We start from the raw sequence: 17327 nt of genomic DNA, 5'->3' as shown, positions 1-17327 counted from the left end.
GCCCTTACGCCCGGAATCGCGGAGTTCTCGGCTGGCAAGCATCTGCCATGGCGATGACTTGCCGCGGTGAAGCCTTCACGGCGGCGGTCGCCGGTCGATAGACCCGTCCCATGTCCTTCCCCTCTGATGCTTCCGCCTTCCGGCGCGGGCGCCGCAGGTTGCTCTCGGCAGCCGCCGCGGTGCCCCTGCTGGCGTCGGGTCTGGCAGTTCTGCAGACACCCGCACAAGCCGCGCCGGTCAAGCCCACCGTCTCCGCCAAGCCCTCCGCGACCCACAAGGTCACCCTCGTCACCGGCGACGTCGTCACGGTCACCACGTCGGCCGACGGCAAGCAGTCCGCCGACGTCGACCGGCCGGACAGCGCCGTCGGCGGCGTCAGAATGCAGCAGTTCCAGGGCGACTTGTTCGTCATCCCGGACGAGGCGGCGTCGCTGCTCGCGACGGACCGGCTGGACCGGCGGCTGTTCAACGTCACCGACCTGATCGAGATGGGCTACGACGACGCCAAGTCGGCGGCGGTACCCCTGATCGCCACGTACGGCCGGTCGACGTCCCGCGCGGCCGCCCAGCCGAAGGCCCCCCGGGGCAGCAGGCTGACCCGGGAACTCAAAGGCATCCACGGCGCGGTGCTCAGCACCGACAAGCGGCAGGCCCGCACCTTCTGGACCTCCCTCGCGCCCCAGGGCAGCCCCACCTTGGGCGAGGGCGTCGCCAAGCTGTGGCTGGACGGCAGGGTCAAGGCCAGTCTGAAGGAGAGCGTGCCGCTGATCGGCGCGCCCGAGGCCTGGGCGGCCGGCTACACCGGCAAGGGTGTCAAGGTCGCGGTGCTCGACACGGGCATCGACGTCGACCACCCCGACTTCGCCGGCCTGATCGACGGCACGGCGAGCTTCGTACCGGGCGAGGGCGTCACCGACGTCAACGGTCACGGTACGCACGTGGCCGGGACGATCGTCGGTTCGGGCGCCGCTTCCGGAGGGGACGACAAGGGCGTCGCCCCCGGCGCGGACCTGTACGTCGGCAAGGTGCTCGGCGGGGCCGAGGGCTCCGGGCAGGACTCCTGGGTCATGGCCGGCATGCAGTGGGCCGCCGAGTCCGGTGCGGACGTCGTCAACATGAGCCTCGGCGACTCCTACCCCACGGACGGCAGCGACCCGATGTCGCAGACGGTCGACGCGCTTTCCGCCCAGTACGGGACGCTGTTCGTCATAGCCGCCGGCAACGCGGGCCCGGAAAGCATCTCCGCCCCCGGCGCGGCCGCCGCGGCACTGACCGTCGCCGCCACGGACAAGCAGGACCGGCTCGCGAGCTTCTCCAGCACGGGCCCGCTCGCCTACTCCGGTGGCATGAAGCCGGACATCGCGGCGCCGGGCGTGGACATCACGGCCCCCCGGGCGCAGACGATGACCGGCGGGGGAGAGGGGCTCTACCGCACCCTCAGCGGCACCTCGATGGCCACCCCGCACGTGGCCGGAGCCGCGGCGATCCTGGCCCAGCAGCACCCGGACTGGACCGGCGCGCAGCTCAAGGAACACCTGACCAGCACCGCCAAGGGGCTGGACGCCGGGTACTCGCCGTACGAGGTCGGCACCGGCCGTCTCGACGTGGCCGCCGCCGTGCGCACCACCGTCCGGGGCACCGGATCGCTCTTCTTCGGCAACTACACCTGGCCGCACGAGCCCGGCGACGTCGCCGTCACGAAGAACCTGACCTTCACGAACACCGGCGCCGCCGACGTCACGCTGAACCTGGCGCTGAGCGGCGACGGCGGGCCCTTCACGCTGGGAGCCACCGCGGTGACCGTCCCCGCGGGCGGCATCGCCGCCGTCCCGGTGACCGGCGACCCGCAGGCGGCCCCGACAGGCCGCCAGACCGGCTACGTGACCGCCACCGACGCGGCCACCGGGCAGCCGGTGACCCGCACCTCGCTGGCGCTGCTCGAGGAGGAGGAGCGCTACGACCTGAACATCAAGCTGGTCGGCCGGGACGGCAAGCCCGCAGCCGGCTGGGTCGGGATCAACCTGGCCGGCGACAGCTGGCCGTGGAGCGTCTACGTCGACGGCTCGACCACCATGCGCATGCCGCCCGGCCTCTACACGGTCGCGGGGTACCTCGACGTGGCCGGCGAGAAGGCGGACCGGTCGGGTCTCGCCGTCCTCGTCGACCCGGAGACCGTGCTCGAGGACGGCTCCGCGGACGTGGTGCTGGACGCGAGCAAGGCACGCCTCCTGCAGACCGAGGCACCGCGGCGCACCGAGGACCGCCAGCGCAAGGTCGACTTCAACATCCACTACGAGGGCACCGACCCGTACCTGGACTACCGCAGCGCGTACGTGCTGCCGCCCACGTACGACGACGTCTACGTCTCGCCGACGGAGCCGATGACGCGCGGCGACTTCATGCTCGTCACCCGCTGGCGCAAGGGCGAGCCGCTCCTGGGCCTGAGCACCGCGGACGGCCGGCTCCGCTTCGAGGCGAAGGTCCAGCCGGGCAGCGCCCTGGGCACCGCGACGGACCGGCTGGACGTCGTCCACGCGGGCGACGGCGCGGCGGCCGCGTACGACGAGGTGAACGCCGACGGCAAGGTCGTCGTCGTCGAGCGCAGCGACGAGGTGTCGCCGCAGGAGCGCACCGAGGCGGCGACCGCGGCCGGGGCGAAGGCGCTGATCGTGGTCAACGACGGCGCCGGAGCCCTCATGGAGTACGTCGGCGCGTCGACCATCCCGGTCGCCACCGTGCACCGTGACGCGGGCAGGACCCTCGCCTCCCTGGCCGAGGCCGGCAAGCTCAGGCTGACCGTGGAGCAGACCGAGCACACGCCGTACGTCTACGACCTGACGCGGGACTACCCCGGCCGGGTGCCGGACCGCGCCCTGGTCTACAAGCCGACCCACGACGACCTCGCCCGGATCGACGCCCGCTACTACTCGGCCACGGAGGGCAGGCGATCGGAGGGATACCGGTCCGACTTCACCCTCAGCCCGTCGCTCAACTTCCCCGAGCTCGAATGGCACCCCGGCACCCGCACCGAGTGGGTGACCCCCGGTCAGGTCTGGCGTGAGTTCCACACGCAGGGCGTCGACGGAGCCCTGCCGTGGTCGATGGTGTCCGGCAGCAACACGTACGCCAAGGGCAGCACCACCCGGCTGGACTGGTTCGCGCCGGCGACCCGGCCCGGCCAGAGCGAGTCCTTCGGCGTGTACAACTCCCGCTGGCAGAACTACATGACCTGGAACGTGCAGGCGTGGGCCTCCGCCAGCGACACCATGCGGCTCGGCGGCTACCTGCCCTGGGGCGAGACACCGTCCCACCTCCAGGTGTTCCAGGGCGACACGCTGATCGACGACAACCCGGTCAGCGGCGACATGCAGTGGGTGGAGGTGCCGGCGGGCAACCTGCCCTACCGCGCCGTCCTCGACGTGGAACGGCCCGCCGACGTCTTCCGCCTGTCGACGCGCACCCACACGGAGTGGACGTTCATGTCCGACACCGTCGAGTCGGACTACTTCGAGCGCTTCTCGGTCCTGAACCTCGACTACAAGCTGGAGACGGACCTGCACGGCGACCTGAAGTCCCGTGCGGCCCAGCGGATCACGCTCAAGCCGGTGTCGATGGACGGCGGCACCGTGCCGGGCAACGTCACCACGGTGAAGCTGGACGTGTCGTACGACGACGGCGCCACCTGGCAGAAGGTGACCCTCGCCAAGGGTGCCGGCGGCTCCTGGACGGGGGCGTTCAACACGGCCGGGAAGCCCGGCGGCTTCCTCTCGGTCCGGGCGAGCGCCGCGACGGACAGCGGCTACGGCGTGAAGAACGAGATCATCCGGGCGTACGGCCTGCGATGAGCCGCACCACGGGGCCCCGGGAAGGCGACTTCCCGGGGCCCTCCCCTTCGCACCCCCTCCCAGCAGGGCCTTTTCACGGTCTGCCACCATGGCGCATACTCTCCCCGCTGCGGCAAGTGGAAGAGAGTCGATCGTCGATGCTGGATGCCCTGGGCCTCGAACCCGATGAGGAGCGCGTCTACAGGGCGCTGGTCGGACGGCCGATGACCACCGCGGCCCTTCTCTCGGACGCACTCGCCCTGCCCCACGCCCACGTCGACAAGGCCCTGTCGCGCCTGGTCGAGTGGGGGCTGGCGACCAGGTCGGCGGACGCCCGGTTCACCGCCGCGCCGCCGGCCATGGCACTCGGCGCCCTCATCGGCCGGCGCCGGGACGGACTGCGCACGGCCGAGCAGGCCCTGGCGACCCTCGCCGAGGAACACCGGGCCGCGATGACCGGCAGCAGCATCACCGACCTGATCGAGGTCGTCACGGGCGTCGACGCCATCCGCCACCGGTTCCTCCAGGTACAGCAGGCGGCCCGGACGCAGGTCCGCTCCTTCATCACCGCACCGTTCGTCGCGCTGCCGCCCGACGAGAACACGGCCGAGCCGATGGCCCTCGGCCGAGGAGTGCTCTTCCGCGCCGTACTGGACCGCGAGGTGCTGGCCGAGCCCGGCATCGTCCGCGACGCCGTCGACTCCCTGCGCAACGGCGTGCAACTACGCGTCGCCGACCACGTGCCGATGAAGCTCGTGCTGGCCGACGCCGATCTCGGCCTGGTCCCGCTCGCGGTCACACCGGCGGGAGAGCCCGGCGCCGTACTCCTGCACCGCAGTGGCCTCCTGGACGCGCTGGACGCGTTGTTCGAGACGGTATGGCGTACGGCCCACCCTCTCGAACTCTCGGACCCGGGGGACGAATCCGAAGCCACCGTCGAGTTCGGTCCGCAAGGCCCGACCGAACTCGACCGCAAGATCCTGGCGCTGCTCCTGGCCGGGCTCACCGACCTGACGGCCGCGACCCAGCTCGGCCTTTCCCCGCGTACGCTGCACCGGCGCCTGCGCCACCTCATGGACATGGCCGGGGTCCGGACCCGGATGCAGCTGGGCGCCCACGCCGTGCGGAACGGCTGGACGGGGCCGCCGCGAGCGTGACCGCCGTTCTCGGAGGGAAGGACGGTGTGCACGGCCGGCGGCGCCACCGCCGTCCTTCGCCGGCCGGGAGCACCCGGGCATGGCGGGCCGGTGCGCGGAGGGGTGATCTCCCCTCCGCGCGGCGGCGGCGCGGCGACTCAGTCACCAGCCGCACAGTCACCACACACGTTGTACGGGACCTTCCGCACGAGTTGCACGGCGAACGCGACACCGGGAAAGGGGCCGGCGACGTCAGGTACGACCGCAGCAGCACCATGATCGCGCTGAGGGGCGTACACGCTGGTGAAGGAGCCGCTCGCTCCGGCGTTCGGACCCAGCCCCCGCCCCGCCACGCAAGAAGGCCGTACGTCCCCCGATGGTTCGCGCCGATCGGGGTATTCGGGCCGGCATGGCACAGAAGACGGATCACCTCATGTCCTTGCGGGCCGCGCGGCAGTTGCGCCGGGTCCGTGGCTTCTACGCGGTCGGCGTCCTGTTGTGGGCGGGCGCCGCGGTGTGGTCGGGCCGACTGCAGCCGGGCAGCCGGCAGATGTGGGTCGCCGTACTGCTCGCGGTGATCTTCATCTGTCTGCTGGGTGCCACCTGCCACTGGCTGCGACGCCTCCGCGCGACCACCGCGGGCGAGCGGACCCCGGCGCACCACGCCGCCTTGGCCCAGGCCGCCCCGCGCCAGGCATCCGCCCCGCGACGGACGGCAGCCGCCCCGCGTCACTCCGGTGCCTGAAGCCGCCCGTCTTCGTCCGTCCCCGCTCATGGCGGCGGCCTTTGCCCGGCGGCGACGGTGGGGTGCCGACCGGATCTGGACATTCCCGACCGGCGCCGTGCGCACCCCCATCCGGCCGGCCTGCGCACCGTTCGTACGCAGGGAACGGATCCGGCCCCGGCGCCCCGAAGTGCGCCCCCTGTGCGCCCGATGCCGCGTTCCCGCGCGGGAGACACGGGCAGAGGGGTGAGGGCTGATCGCGTCATGCCCCAGGGGCGTGGCGCAGACCGAAGGGGTGGGAATGATCAGAGTCACGGTCGTGTACGAGGCACAGCTGCTGCGTGCCGCGCTGGTGGACCTGCTGCGGTCGGACGACGAGGTCTCGGTCGTCTCCGCGGTCTCCCACTGGCCGCAGGGGCCGGCGAGCGTGCCCGCACCGGACGTGTACGTCGCCGATGCCGAGTGTCTGCCGCCCCCCGGGGCAGAGCCCGACACGCCGACCACGTCGGTGGCGGCGTCACTGGAGGCGGGCGGATCGGTCCTCCTGGCGCTGACCCCCGCCCAGCGGCCCGGAGTGCTGCGCCGGGCGCACGCGGCGGGGGCGACCGGTTTCGTGGACAAGAACGGCTCGAAGAACCGATTACTCCAGGCGGTCCACCGGGTCGCCGCGGGGGAGCGCTTCATCGACGAAACGCTCGCCCTCGGCTTCCTCCAGGCCGCTGAGATGCCCCTCACCCGACGTGAGTTGAGCGTGCTCTCGCTCGCCGCCAAGGGAGCTCCTGTGGGTGAGATCGCCGCGACGCTGTGTCTCTCCAAGGGGACCGTACGGAATTACATGGCGAGCGTCATCCGCAAGGTCGGCGCTCGCAACCGGGTGGACGCCATCCGGATAGCCCAGGGAGCCGGGTGGACCTGATCGCCGCCGGCCGGGGCTGAACACCTCCGCGTGACGTCTCCGCGGTGTCGCCGCGTGAGCTCTCCGCGGGGGCGCGGTTCCTCCGTCAGCGCTGGATGTCGTTCCAGTGCCCCACCAGATCGCGATACAGCGCCGACCGCACGAGCAGTTCCTCGTGCGTGCCGCACCGGGCGCGGGTGCCGTCGAGGACGAGGATCCGGTCCGCGCGCAACGCGGACGACAACCGGTGGGCGACGACGACCAGGGTTCCGGGCCGGGCGCGCAGGGCGTGTTCGGCCCGGGCCTCGGCCACGGGGTCGAGGTGGCAGGTGGCCTCGTCGAGCAGTAACAAAGGGGCGGGGGAGAGGTGGGCGCGAGCGAGGGCGATCAGCTGGCGCTCGCCGAGCGAGAGCGCGTCCGGCCGCACCGGGCGGTCGAGCCCGCCGACGCGCTCGACGAGCGGTTCGAGCCAGAGGGCCCGTACGGAGTCGTCGACGTCGGACCGGCGGGCGTCGGGGCGCAGATAGCGAAGGTTGTCCCGCAGGGTGCCGCTGAAGACGTACGCCTCCTGAGGGATCAGGGCGCGGAGGGCGGCGAGTTCGGGCGACGGATGGTCGCCGACGGGGCGCCCGGAGAGGAGCGCCTCGCCCCGGTCCGGCGTCAGCACGCCCGCCGCCACCTGAAGGAGGGTCGACTTGCCCATGCCGCTCGGGCCGACGACCGCGATGTGCTCCCCGTCCTCGACGGTCAGGTCCAGCTCGTCGAGGACGGCACGGGCACCGGGTCCGTATGCCACCCGGACCCGGCGCAGCTCCAGCGCGGCCGTCGCCCCCGTCGCCGGGGGGCGCGCCCACTCGCCGGGGACGGTGTCGGAAAGCGGGGCGGGAGCGGGCTGCCTGCCGGAGACGGCGGGGGAGCCGGGGACCGGCCCGGTGAGCCGGTCGAGAACGACGAACAGTCGCGCCCCCGCGGCGCCCAGGACGGTCATGAGCGTGTGAAGGGCCGGCAGCAGCGCTTGGAGGATGTAGGTGAGCGCACCGAAGAGGGCGCCAGCCGTGACGCCTTGGCCGAGCAGCCACGGGGTCGCCGCCAGGAGCAGGAAGACGGGCAACTGGCCCGCCGTCGCCACGGACAGCGTACGGACCGCCGCCCAGCGTGCGAGGGCGCGCTGGGCGGCGGCAGCCTCCTCGATCGCCCTGCGGTTGCGGGCGGCGGTGGGTTCGTGAGAGCCGCAGGCGACGATGTCGCGCAGGGTGGTACGCGTGACCTCCGCACGCCGACCGACGGCCTCGTCCGCGTCGAGGTAGCGGTGCTGGGCCCGTGCCATGGGCCGCAGGGAGGCGGTGAACAGGGCGATGCCCAGGACCAGCGGCGGGCACACGACGAGGAGGAACTGCGGTGCCAGGGACATCAGGCCGATCAGGGCCCCGACGGCGACGAAGACGAAGGAGCGGGCCGCGAGCACCAGCCCGGCGAAGCTGTCCCGTGCGATCTCCGTCTGACTCGTCAGCCGGGAGACGGCGGTCGTGTCGACGGTTCCGCGTCCGGCCGTGGCCGTGCGCAGCGCCCGCGCTACCGACCGTCGTGCCAGCTGGTCGCGCAACGGTTCGGTGAGGTGCGGGAGTTGGGCGAAGACGCCCCGGACGACCGGCGCGCCGAGGACGATGGCCACCGCGGCCCCCGCGAGCCAGAGCAGTCCCGCCGAGGTGCTCCTGCGCAGGAATCCGTCGTCAAGCGACCGGGCCACGCAATAGCCGCCGAGGAACGTCTGCGCCGACTCGGCCGCCGACCAGGCCGCCAGCCTGGCCAGCACCCCCTTGCGGTGCCCGAGGAACGTCCGTCCCGACGCCAGGACGCGCCGCGACGTCCGCTCGGCGGAAGGGCCGGGGCCGCCGCGGGACGGCCGTTGCCCCGGGCCCGTCGTCCGGTCCCTGTACGCCGCCGACGTCACGCGTCGCTCCCGGGTCCGTCGTGGGTGGGCCGCTCGGCCCGCCGGTCGTCCTGCGACGAGGCCACGGCCCCCGCGGGCCCTGCCGCACCCGCGGCCCTCGCCGAGGCGACGGCCTCCACGACGGCCTTCGCCGGGGCGAGGGTTTCCACACGTGCGACGGCCTCCACCGGAGCGACGGTCGCCGTCGACGCCGAGGCCGGCTCGGCCAGGAACACCGCGCGGTAGTGGGGGTCCTCCCACAGGAGCCGGTGCGGCCCGCACCCTCGTACCCGTCCCGCCTCCAGCCAGATCACCTTGTCCGCACGGGCCGCCGTGGAGACCCGGTGGGCCACGACGAGTTTGGTGCACGGCCGCAGTGACGTGGAGAGGGCGAGTTCCACCTGCCGTTCCGTCGCCGTGTCGAGGCTCGACGTCGCGTCGTCCAGGATCATCAGCCGCCCGGCCCCGATGAACGCCCGCGCCAGGCCGAGGCGTTGGCTCTCCCCGCCTGAGAGAGGCGCGTCGTCCAGAGGTGTGTCGTACCCCTGCGGGAGAAGGCGGACGAACGCGTCGGCGCTCGCGGCCCTCGCGGCGTCGCGGACCTTCTCCTCCAGGGCGTCGGCGGGGCCAGGAGCCGCGGCGGTCACGTCGTCACCACCCGTCCCGGCGGCGGTCCCGGCACCGCGACCCGTCTCGGCGACGCTCACGCGACCACGACCCGACTCCGCGGCGCTCACGGCACCACCACCCGTCTTGGCACCGCCCGCGGCACCCGTACCCGCCCCCTCCGTCGGCTCCCAGGCGGCCCCGCGCCCCGAGGCGATCGCGCTGCCGACCGTGGGCGTGACGCCGCTGTCGAAGGCGGGGCGGGCGAAGGCGTAGGACGTCGCCGAACGCAGCTCCGCGCGCGTGAGTCGGGCCAGGTCGACTCCGTCCAGGAGGACACGCCCCCCGTCAGGGTCGGTCAGCCGGCCCGCGACGGCGGACAGCGTGGACTTGCCGGCGCCGGAGCGGCCCACGACCGCGACCGTCGAGCCGCCATCGATCGTGAGCGTCACGTCTGTGAGCAGCGGGACGCCGTCGCGCACCACCCGTACGTCCCTCAGTTCCAGGGCGCCGAGCCCGTCGGGCGGCAGGGCCGTGGAGCCGTGGGTCATGGGCGGGAGATCGGCGAGTGCGGCGATGCGGCGGCCCGCGTTGCGTGCCCGGACCAGTGCGCCGAGCGGCGCCGCGATGGAGCCGATCCCGGCGGCGAGTGCGGCGTACCGCGAGGCGGCGAGCAGGTCGCCGATGCCGAGCTCCCCGGCGGCCAGCCTCGTCCCCGCCACCGCGACGACGGCCGTGGTGAGCAGCGGAAGCAGTACGCCGCTGCGGGCCACGGCGCGGCCGTGGACGAGCCACATCCGGGTGCCGTACCGCGTCATGTCCTTCAGCGGGGCGAGGATGCGCTCCTCCTCGCGGCGTGCCGTGTGCGCGGCGGTGATGGTCAGCGCACCGCTCAGCGCCTCGGTCAGCCGGGCGGCGACGGCTCCCTGCGCCTGCTGGTACCGGCCGACGGAGTCGGACGACTGGCGCGCGAAGGACCGCAGGACCATGAGGAGCAGCGGCAGGCCGGCCGCGAAGGCGGCCGCGGTCCAGGGATCGATGAGGGCCAGTGCGACGAGCGCGCCGGCCGGGACGAGGACGGAGGACACCGAGGTCGCGAGGGCCCCCGGTGCGGCACCGCTGTCCGTGGCGTTCACGCACAGCCGGGAGGCGACGTCGCCGCCCGAGTACGGCTCGGCTCGGTGGGGGGTGGTGGCCGACAGCCCGGTCGTCGCGCGGAGGCGGATCCAGGCGGTGGCGCGTGCGTTGGTCAGCTGCGTCAGCAGGACGGTGGCGGTCTCCAACAGCACCTCGGCGGCGAGCAGTACGGCGACCCAGGTCAACCAGGCCCCCGCAGCCGGGTGCCGGTGTAACAGGAGGTCCAGGGTGCGGCCGGCGACCGCGGGGACGGCGAGTGCGCAGCCGGCTCCGGCGACCGAGCAGACGAGCAGCGCCGCCGTAGGTCCGACAGTGTGCCGTACGGCGCCGCGCAGCAGCCCGTCGGGCCCGGTCCGAGAAGCCATCAGATGCCCTTTCCCCGAGAAGCCGCCCGACGCTCCTTCTCCTGACGGGCACGGCGCGCCCCCCCGGGCGCTCGCCCCGATGGTCGGTGCCCCGGGATGTGGCTCCCGGGGCACCGTGACTACGCGCCGGCGCCTCTACGGACCGTTCGCGGAGCCGGATCGGCTCAGTTGCAGGTGGTCACGCTGAGGCTGCTGTCGCCGCAGAGGAGCAGGCTCGCGCGACTGCCGGTCTCGACGTCGCCGATGGCCTCGTCCTTGGGGGTCTCCAGCGACTGCAGGTCGAACAGGTTCATGATCGTTTCCTTTCGTGTGGGGACGGTGGTGCTGTGCGACCCCGGGGCGGGGCCGGTTCGTGGGGCCGCCGGAGCGGCGGGAGGAACGGCAGGTGTGCCGGGCGGTCGCCCAGAGCTGCCGAGAGGGCCAGCAGGACGCCCGCCGTGCCGGTGGCGAGGTCCATCGAAAGCCGCATCATCTGTTCGCCGGGAAAGGCGAGATGGCCTTCGTAGGACATCGCGTGCCAGCTCAGGCAGCCGACCTGACGGAGTACGTCCTCGGGTTCCGTGCCGGGTCCGCCGGCGTTCGTGCGGGCGAGGTGCAGGACCATGCCAGCGACACCGCGGAAGAGGCCGGGCTGAGCGTAGAAGGTGGCCTGCGCGGCCTGCACGATCTCGTGTCGGGCGCGGTCGAGGGTTTCGTCGTGTCGGTGGAGGAGGTAGTCGTCGATCACCATGCCGATGCCCACGCTCCCGGCCCCGAGATACGGCATCGTGCGCCAGCCCTCGTCGACCTGGAGCGTGCCGGAGGCGCCGCGTACGCAGCGGGTGAGATCGTCGTGGAGCGCTTCGGCGGCGAGGTCGAGGAGCGCGGAGTCGCCAGTGCGTTCGTAGAGCCGTACGAAGAGCAGGGCCCGGCCGGCCGCACCGTGCAGCAGCCCGGTCCGTACCCGGCCCCCGGTCCCCGGCCCTGCGGGCGGCGACGACGTAACGGAAGGGCGGGCCGCCAGTTCGGCGCATCTCATGGCCGCAGCGTGCAGGCCGGACTCTCCGGTGGCGGCGGCGATGGCGTCCAGGGCGAGGCCCATTCCGGCGGTCCCGCCGTGCAGATCCGGCGCGAGCGCGTCGTGGTCCTGCGCGAGAACGAGCTCGGCCAGTTCGAGGGCGGAGGCGGTGTGTCCGAGTCGCTGAAGGGTCCAGGCGACGCCGGTCAGCCCGTCGTAGAAGCCGAGCGGCGTGCCGGACTCCGGCTGCTTGGCGTATCGCAGGAGCCGTTCCTCCGCCGCCGGGATCCGCGCGGCACCGCTCTCGTCCAGGGCGTGCAGGACTCCCGCCGTGCCGTAACCGACGGACATGCCGCCCCCGGCCGTGGCGAACTGGGCGATGTCACCGGGGAAGAAGCGGTCCTCCCGGTCGGGCGTCGCCGACGCCAGGATCGCCCGCACCATCGCGTCACGACTACCCGGCCACTCTCCGGGCTCGACCGGCAGGAACGGGGCACGGCCGCCGGACGCGCCGGCGCGCGGCGGGATGCCGGTCGGCTCCCGCACGATCTCCCGTACCGCCGCGTCCAGGAACTCGCCGGGCACGGGGAAGAGCGCCGCCGCGACCTCCGCGAGGTGCGCCGCCTTCCCCCGGTCCACGGCGAGCAGACTGGTGAGCGGGACGAACAGCGCGATCCGCAGGCAGGCGAGAGCGTAGCGGTCCACGTCGAAGCCGCGCCTGTCGGCGGGCGCGACGAACGCGGGGTTGGCGACGGTCTGCCGGCCGCCCTCCGCGGCCGGCTGGGCCGCCTCGAAGTCCAAGAGCACCACGGAGGTCTCGTCCTCGGAGACCATGACGTTGAACAGGTGCAGGTCGTTGAAGACGATGCCCCGTGCGTGCACCGCGGCCACGGCCCGCTCGACGAGGCCGTGGATCCGCATGGCCCAGTCCGTGTACTCGGCGAGCCGATCCGCCGGCGGTTCGGCCTCCATCAGCGGATGCCTGCGGGCGAAGAAGGTGTTGAGCGGCCTGCCCTCCACGAATTCGAGGGCCAGGAAGTGGTGGTCGCCGAGGGTGAAGCTGTCGAGGACCTCCGGTGTGCAGGCGAGTCCGGAGAGCTGCTCCAGAGCGGTACGTTCGCGGTGCAGGCGGGTGACGGCGTCGGCGCCGTCGGCGGCCAGCCCGGCGTGCGGGCGCGCCTCCTTCAGGACGACCCGCCGCCCCGTCTCCCGGTGCCGCGCCTCGTACACGCCGCCGCCGTTGGAGAAGTGCAGGGCCTTCTCGATCTCGTACGGCATCTCCTGGACCGTCACGGCGGCTCGTGCATCGAGGTGCGGGCGCAGGAACGGCGGGGGAGTGATCCAGTCGGGCACGCGGAAGACAGGCCCGCGCTGATCGGGTACAAGGGTGCCGGAGTCGTCCTCGATGGCCGGCCGCAGCTCTCCGCGGTCGTCGTAGCAGTGGCGCCGGGTGAAGCTGCCGTACCGCAGATGCACGGGGCCCTGCCCCCAGCGCAGATCGCTGAGGATGTACGGGCCGGGCTCGCCGTCGAGCAGGTGCGCCAGGTCGGTCGCGAGGCGCTCGCACTGCTCGTCGTCGGCCGGGTAGACGGTGATGAACTTGCCGCTGGCCGTGCGGTCCGCGTACTTCGCGTTGCGCTGGTGGAGCAGGTACCGGCTCGGTACGAACTTGAACGCCACCTCGTGGCGCAGGCAGTACTCCCGGACCCTGTCCAGGATCCGCTCCGCGTTGTCGAGACAGGCCGAGACGTGGATCTTCCAGCCCTGCGACGGGAGCGTGCCGCCCACCGGACGCAGGGCGAGCCAGTCACCGGTGCGATGGCTTGCCCACCCGTCGGGGACGGGGAGGGTGGCGGCCGGGTAGAGGGAGCCGCCGGCTCCGTCGGCGAAGACGAGACGGTGGGGCGCGTCGTAGAAGTGACGGTCGGCGTCGCAGTAGACCGCGTACCCCTTGTTCACAACGCTCTCCCTCGGTCGGTGACGGAACGACGTTGTCACGCGCCGGGAGGGCCGGGACAGTCGCCGCTGTCACGTTTCGCCCATGTAGTACGCACAGGTAACCGGTGCTCTCCACCCGCTGCTCGCCCGGCCCCTCTCGCCCGCGCCTGTTGTTCGCTCTCCGCTGTGGGAGTCGTGAACGGGCGACGCGGCCCACGAGCGCCACCCGCGCCGAGCGCCGGGCGTCCTACGGACCGGCTTTGGTTCGCCCGCAACGCGTACCCAGCGGTTGGGAGGTGACGTCTTCGCCTTCCTGAGCGCCCTCCAGCCGCCTGGAGGGAACGCGAGCGGAGATCACTGCTTCGGCGCCTGGGCCCGGACAGGGGCGAGCCGGGGACGTGCTCCGGGTACCGTTCCCGGCCGCTCCGGCTTCCACCGGGGCCGCACTCGACAGGGGGGTGACGACCACTTGGGCGGTCATCCCCTCCTGACCGGTGCCTGCCCGCTCGATCAGTTCCGCGGCCCGTCGGGAGTCCAGTCCCGGAGCGGTCATCGAGTCCGCGGTACGCCCGCCGAAGGCGGCAGGCCGTCGCACGTGGGATGAACGGGGAGTTCCGGTGTGGACGTGACCCCTCGTCAAACGGGGCGAGCGAGAGGCGCCTGGCGGGCGAAAGCCCAGGTCAGGCGCCTCTTTCGTGCCCTTAGAAAAAGCCGAGCTTCTTCGGCGAGTAGCTGACCAGCAGGTTCTTGGTCTGCTGGTAGTGGTCGAGCATCACGCGGTGGGTTTCGCGGCCGATGCCGGATTGCTTGTAGCCGCCGAAGGCGGCGTGGGCGGGGTAGGCGTGGTAGCAGTTGGTCCAGACGCGGCCGGCCTGGATGGCGCGGCCGGCGCGGTAGGCGGTGTTGGTGTCGCGGGTCCAGACGCCGGCACCGAGGCCGTAGAGGGTGTCGTTGGCGGTGCGGATGGCGTCGTCGAAGTCGGTGAAGGAGGTGACGGCGACGACGGGGCCGAAGATCTCCTCCTGGAAGACGCGCATGCGGTTGTCGCCCTCGAAGACGGTCGGCTGCACGTAGTAGCCGCCTTTCAGCTCGCCGCCGTGCTCGACGACCTGGCCGCCGGTGAGGATCCTGGCGCCTTCCCGCCGGCCGATCTCCAGGTAGGAGAGGATCTTCTGGAGCTGGTCGGCGGAGGCCTGGGCGCCGATCATCGTGTCGGTGTCGAGGGGGTGGCCGGGGACGATCTTCTCGGTGCGGGCGACGGCCGCTTCGAGGAAGTCGGCGTAGTGACCGCGCTGGACGAGGGCGCGGGAGGGGCAGGTGCAGACCTCGCCCTGGTTGAGGGCGAACATCGTGAAGCCTTCGAGGGCCTTGTCGCGGAAGTCGTCGTCGGCGGCCCAGACGTCGTCGAAGAAGATGTTCGGTGACTTGCCGCCGAGTTCGAGGGTCACGGGCTTGAGGTTCTCGGCGGCGTAACCCATGATCAGCCGGCCCGTCGTGGTCTCGCCCGTGAAGGCGATCTTGGCGACGCGGGGTGAGGAGGCGAGCGGTTTGCCGGCCTCCTCGCCGAAGCCGTTGACGACGTTGAGGACGCCGGGCGGCAGGAGGTCGGCGACGAGGCCGAGCCAGAAGTGGATCGAGGCGGGGGTCTGTTCGGCCGGCTTGAGGACCACGGCGTTGCCGGCGGCGAGGGCGGGGGCCAGCTTCCAGACCGCCATGAGGATCGGGAAGTTCCACGGGATGATCTGCGCGACGACGCCGAGCGGCTCGTGGAAGTGGTACGCGACGGTGTCGTCGTCGATCTCGCTCAGGGCGCCCTCCTGGGCCCGCAGCGCTCCCGCGAAGTAGCGGAAGTGGTCGATCGCGAGCGGGACGTCGGCGGCGAGGGTCTCCCGGACGGGCTTGCCGTTGTCCCACGTCTCGGCGACCGCGAGCGCCTCCAGGTTGCTCTCCATGCGGTCCGCGATCCGCAGCAGGACGGCCGCGCGTTCGGCGGCGGCGGTGCGCCCCCAGGCCGGAGCAGCGGCGTGCGCCGCGTCCAGGGCGCGCTCCACGTCCTCGGCGGTGCCGCGGGCGACCTCCGTGAACGGCCGGCCGTCGACGGGGCTGGGGTTCTCGAAGTAGCGCCCGCCGGCCGGGGCGACGTACTCGCCTCCGATCCAGTGGTCGTAGCGGGCCTGGTACGACATGAGCGCGCCCTCGGTGCCGGGTGCGGCGTAACGGGTCATGGGCATGGCCTCCCTGGGACGCGCCGGCCGTCCCTGGCCGGCGCTCACGGCCGAGTGTGCCGACCCCTACGTTGCAAGTCCGTTGCACCGGCCGACAGTTCCGCCTCCAGTGCGTCGAGCCGCGCCCGTACGGGAGCGAGCCGGGTCGCCGGTACGGCCGCGCACAGTGCCCGCCAGACCACCACGTCGTCCTCGCCCCAGGCGCTGTACGCCCAGTCGGCGAGCAGCCCGGGATCGGCCCGGTCCACCAGCGCGGCCCGCAGCCGTCCCGCGAGCCGTTCCCGGAGCCGTACGACCCCGGGGGCGGTCGACGCCGGGAGCAGGGGACCCGCGTACGCCGCGGACGCCGCGGCGACGGCTCCGGAGGCCAGCCGCCGGTCCACGGCCGTGAAGTCCGCGTCCACGACGTCCGCCAGGCGGTACGGGCGGGAACGCAGCACGTCCGGGCCGAGCAGCGCGCGCAGCCGGGACAGTTCCGCCCGCAGGGTCACCGGGGTGACGGACTCGTCCTCGTACAGCAGCGTGAGCAGGCCGTCGCCGCCGACGCCCTCCGGGCGGTGCGCGAGAAGCACCAGGATCTCGCTGTGACGGCGGCTGAGCCGCACCGGCCGACCCTCCACGTGGAGGACGGCCTCGTCCCGGCCGAGTGCCGAGAGCCGGAGCCGCCCGGACCGCGGGGCCGGCGCGAGCAGGGCCAGCTGGGACTCGGCCGCCCGCGCGACCGCCTGGACGAACCCGAGGCTGTGCGGGTGCGCGAGCCCCGCCCCGCCGGTGATGTCGACGGCGCCGAGGACCCGCCCGGTGCGCGGGTCGTGCACGGGGGCGGCGGCGCAGGTCCACGCCCGGACCGGGCGCCGGAAGTGCTCGGCGGCGACGACCTGCACCGGCCGGTCGACGGCGAGGGCGGTCCCGGGCGCGTTCGTCCCCGCCGCGGACTCCGACCACCTGGCCCCGGCCACGAAGTTCATGCGCCGCGCCTTGCGCAGGGTGTCCCGGTGGCCCTCGACCCAGAGCATCCGCCCGGCCGCGTCGCAGACCGCGAGCAGATGCTCCCCGTCCGTCGCGTACGCCCCCATCAGCTCGCGGATCACGGGCATGGCGGCCGCCAGGGGATGGCCCTCGCGGTGGGCGGCGAGTTCGTCCTCGTCCAGTTCGACCCGTGCGGCGCCGTCCTGGCTCACGCGCGCGCGTAGGGAGCGCCGCCAGGACGCGGCGACCAGCGGCCGTGCGCTCCCGGCGACCGGCTCGGGTTCCGCTTCCCCCGCCACCCGGGCATCGCTCAACTCGGCCTCCCCGTCGAGGTCGTCACGGTCCGTCCCGGCCATCGTGGTGCCCGACCGGGCCGCCGACAAGCGGCCGGACGGCACGGCACGGGCACCCTGTCCGGGATCCGCCCCGGCCCCCTCACGTAGAGTGGGGCTCGGGCCGTGACTGGCGCTTGAGGTGGATCACCACCGGGGAGCGGCCCGGTGGAGCGCGTCGTGACGGCGTGGGTCCGCCGATGCCGTGCGCCTGGGCGAACCACCGGTCAGAGACGACGCCCAGGAGTT

10 protein-coding genes and 1 riboswitch are annotated in these 17327 nt (G+C 73.1%); of the genes, 4 read left to right on the top strand and 6 right to left on the bottom strand.

Translation table 11 applies throughout. The annotated features are described in order from the left end of the window. Positions 1-110 precede the first annotated feature (110 nt). The 4 genes from AC067A_RS08700 to AC067A_RS08685 all read left to right on the top strand — a co-directional run bounded on the left by AC067A_RS08700 (position 111) and on the right by AC067A_RS08685 (position 6600). Complete coding sequence (locus AC067A_RS08700; protein ID WP_478616417.1) at positions 111-3845, top strand: S8 family peptidase; 3735 nt, start codon at positions 111-113, stop codon at positions 3843-3845. A gap of 137 nt (positions 3846-3982) precedes the next feature. Next, entirely contained in the window at positions 3983-4981 is a 999-nt protein-coding gene (locus tag AC067A_RS08695) for a helix-turn-helix domain-containing protein (RefSeq protein ID WP_478616414.1), read from the top strand. Positions 4982-5369: 388 nt separating this feature from the next. Beyond that, positions 5370-5705, top strand: coding sequence for a hypothetical protein (locus tag AC067A_RS08690; protein ID WP_478616411.1), 336 nt, complete (start codon positions 5370-5372; stop codon positions 5703-5705). A gap of 280 nt (positions 5706-5985) precedes the next feature. Then, entirely contained in the window at positions 5986-6600 is a 615-nt protein-coding gene (locus AC067A_RS08685) for a LuxR C-terminal-related transcriptional regulator (RefSeq protein WP_478616409.1), read from the top strand. A gap of 85 nt (positions 6601-6685) precedes the next feature. Here AC067A_RS08685 and AC067A_RS08680 read toward each other — a convergent pair whose 3' ends face one another. From AC067A_RS08680 to AC067A_RS08655, 6 genes are all read right to left on the bottom strand, one after another. Further along, a complete protein-coding gene (locus AC067A_RS08680) occupies positions 6686-8392 on the bottom strand; it encodes an ATP-binding cassette domain-containing protein (protein ID WP_478616406.1) in 1707 nt (568 codons plus the stop codon). Between the two features lie 134 nt (positions 8393-8526). Beyond that, the gene (locus tag AC067A_RS08675; RefSeq protein WP_478616403.1) at positions 8527-10617 is read right to left on the bottom strand and encodes an ABC transporter ATP-binding protein; all 2091 of its coding nucleotides are present in this window, start codon (positions 10615-10617) and stop codon (positions 8527-8529) included. 164 nt (positions 10618-10781) lie between these two features. Beyond that, positions 10782-10910, bottom strand: a complete 129-nt coding sequence (ramS, locus tag AC067A_RS08670) for a mycelium formation morphogenetic lantipeptide SapB (protein WP_015037662.1) — start codon at positions 10908-10910, stop codon at positions 10782-10784. Beyond that, complete coding sequence (lanKC, locus tag AC067A_RS08665) at positions 10907-13573, bottom strand: class III lanthionine synthetase LanKC (RefSeq protein ID WP_478616398.1); 2667 nt, start codon at positions 13571-13573, stop codon at positions 10907-10909. Before lanKC ends, ramS begins: the two co-directional genes overlap by 4 nt. A gap of 680 nt (positions 13574-14253) precedes the next feature. After that, positions 14254-15777, bottom strand: coding sequence for an acetaldehyde dehydrogenase ExaC (exaC, locus tag AC067A_RS08660; protein WP_478616395.1), 1524 nt, complete (start codon positions 15775-15777; stop codon positions 14254-14256). 44 nt (positions 15778-15821) lie between these two features. Beyond that, positions 15822-17102, bottom strand: coding sequence for a GAF domain-containing protein (locus tag AC067A_RS08655; RefSeq protein ID WP_478616708.1), 1281 nt, complete (start codon positions 17100-17102; stop codon positions 15822-15824). Positions 17103-17194: 92 nt separating this feature from the next. Beyond that, positions 17195-17302: riboswitch (ZMP/ZTP riboswitch) on the top strand. Positions 17303-17327 lie beyond the last annotated feature (25 nt).

The sequence above is a fragment of the Streptomyces sp. NPDC043176 genome (assembly GCF_056436715.1).
The sequence above is the reverse complement of the archived record's forward strand: the minus strand, read 5'-3'. Positions and strand labels throughout refer to the sequence as shown.

Coding starts and splice junctions, on each gene's coding strand:
- AC067A_RS08700 (WP_478616417.1), top strand. CDS start 111: ATGTCCTTCCCCTCTGATGCTTCCGCCTTCCGGCGCGGGCGCCGCAGG.
- AC067A_RS08695 (WP_478616414.1), top strand. CDS start 3,983: ATGCTGGATGCCCTGGGCCTCGAACCCGATGAGGAGCGCGTCTACAGG.
- AC067A_RS08690 (WP_478616411.1), top strand. CDS start 5,370: ATGGCACAGAAGACGGATCACCTCATGTCCTTGCGGGCCGCGCGGCAG.
- AC067A_RS08685 (WP_478616409.1), top strand. CDS start 5,986: ATGATCAGAGTCACGGTCGTGTACGAGGCACAGCTGCTGCGTGCCGCG.
- AC067A_RS08675 (WP_478616403.1), bottom strand. CDS start 10,617: ATGGCTTCTCGGACCGGGCCCGACGGGCTGCTGCGCGGCGCCGTACGG.
- ramS (WP_015037662.1), bottom strand. CDS start 10,910: ATGAACCTGTTCGACCTGCAGTCGCTGGAGACCCCCAAGGACGAGGCC.
- exaC (WP_478616395.1), bottom strand. CDS start 15,777: ATGACCCGTTACGCCGCACCCGGCACCGAGGGCGCGCTCATGTCGTAC.
- AC067A_RS08655 (WP_478616708.1), bottom strand. CDS start 17,102: ATGGCCGGGACGGACCGTGACGACCTCGACGGGGAGGCCGAGTTGAGC.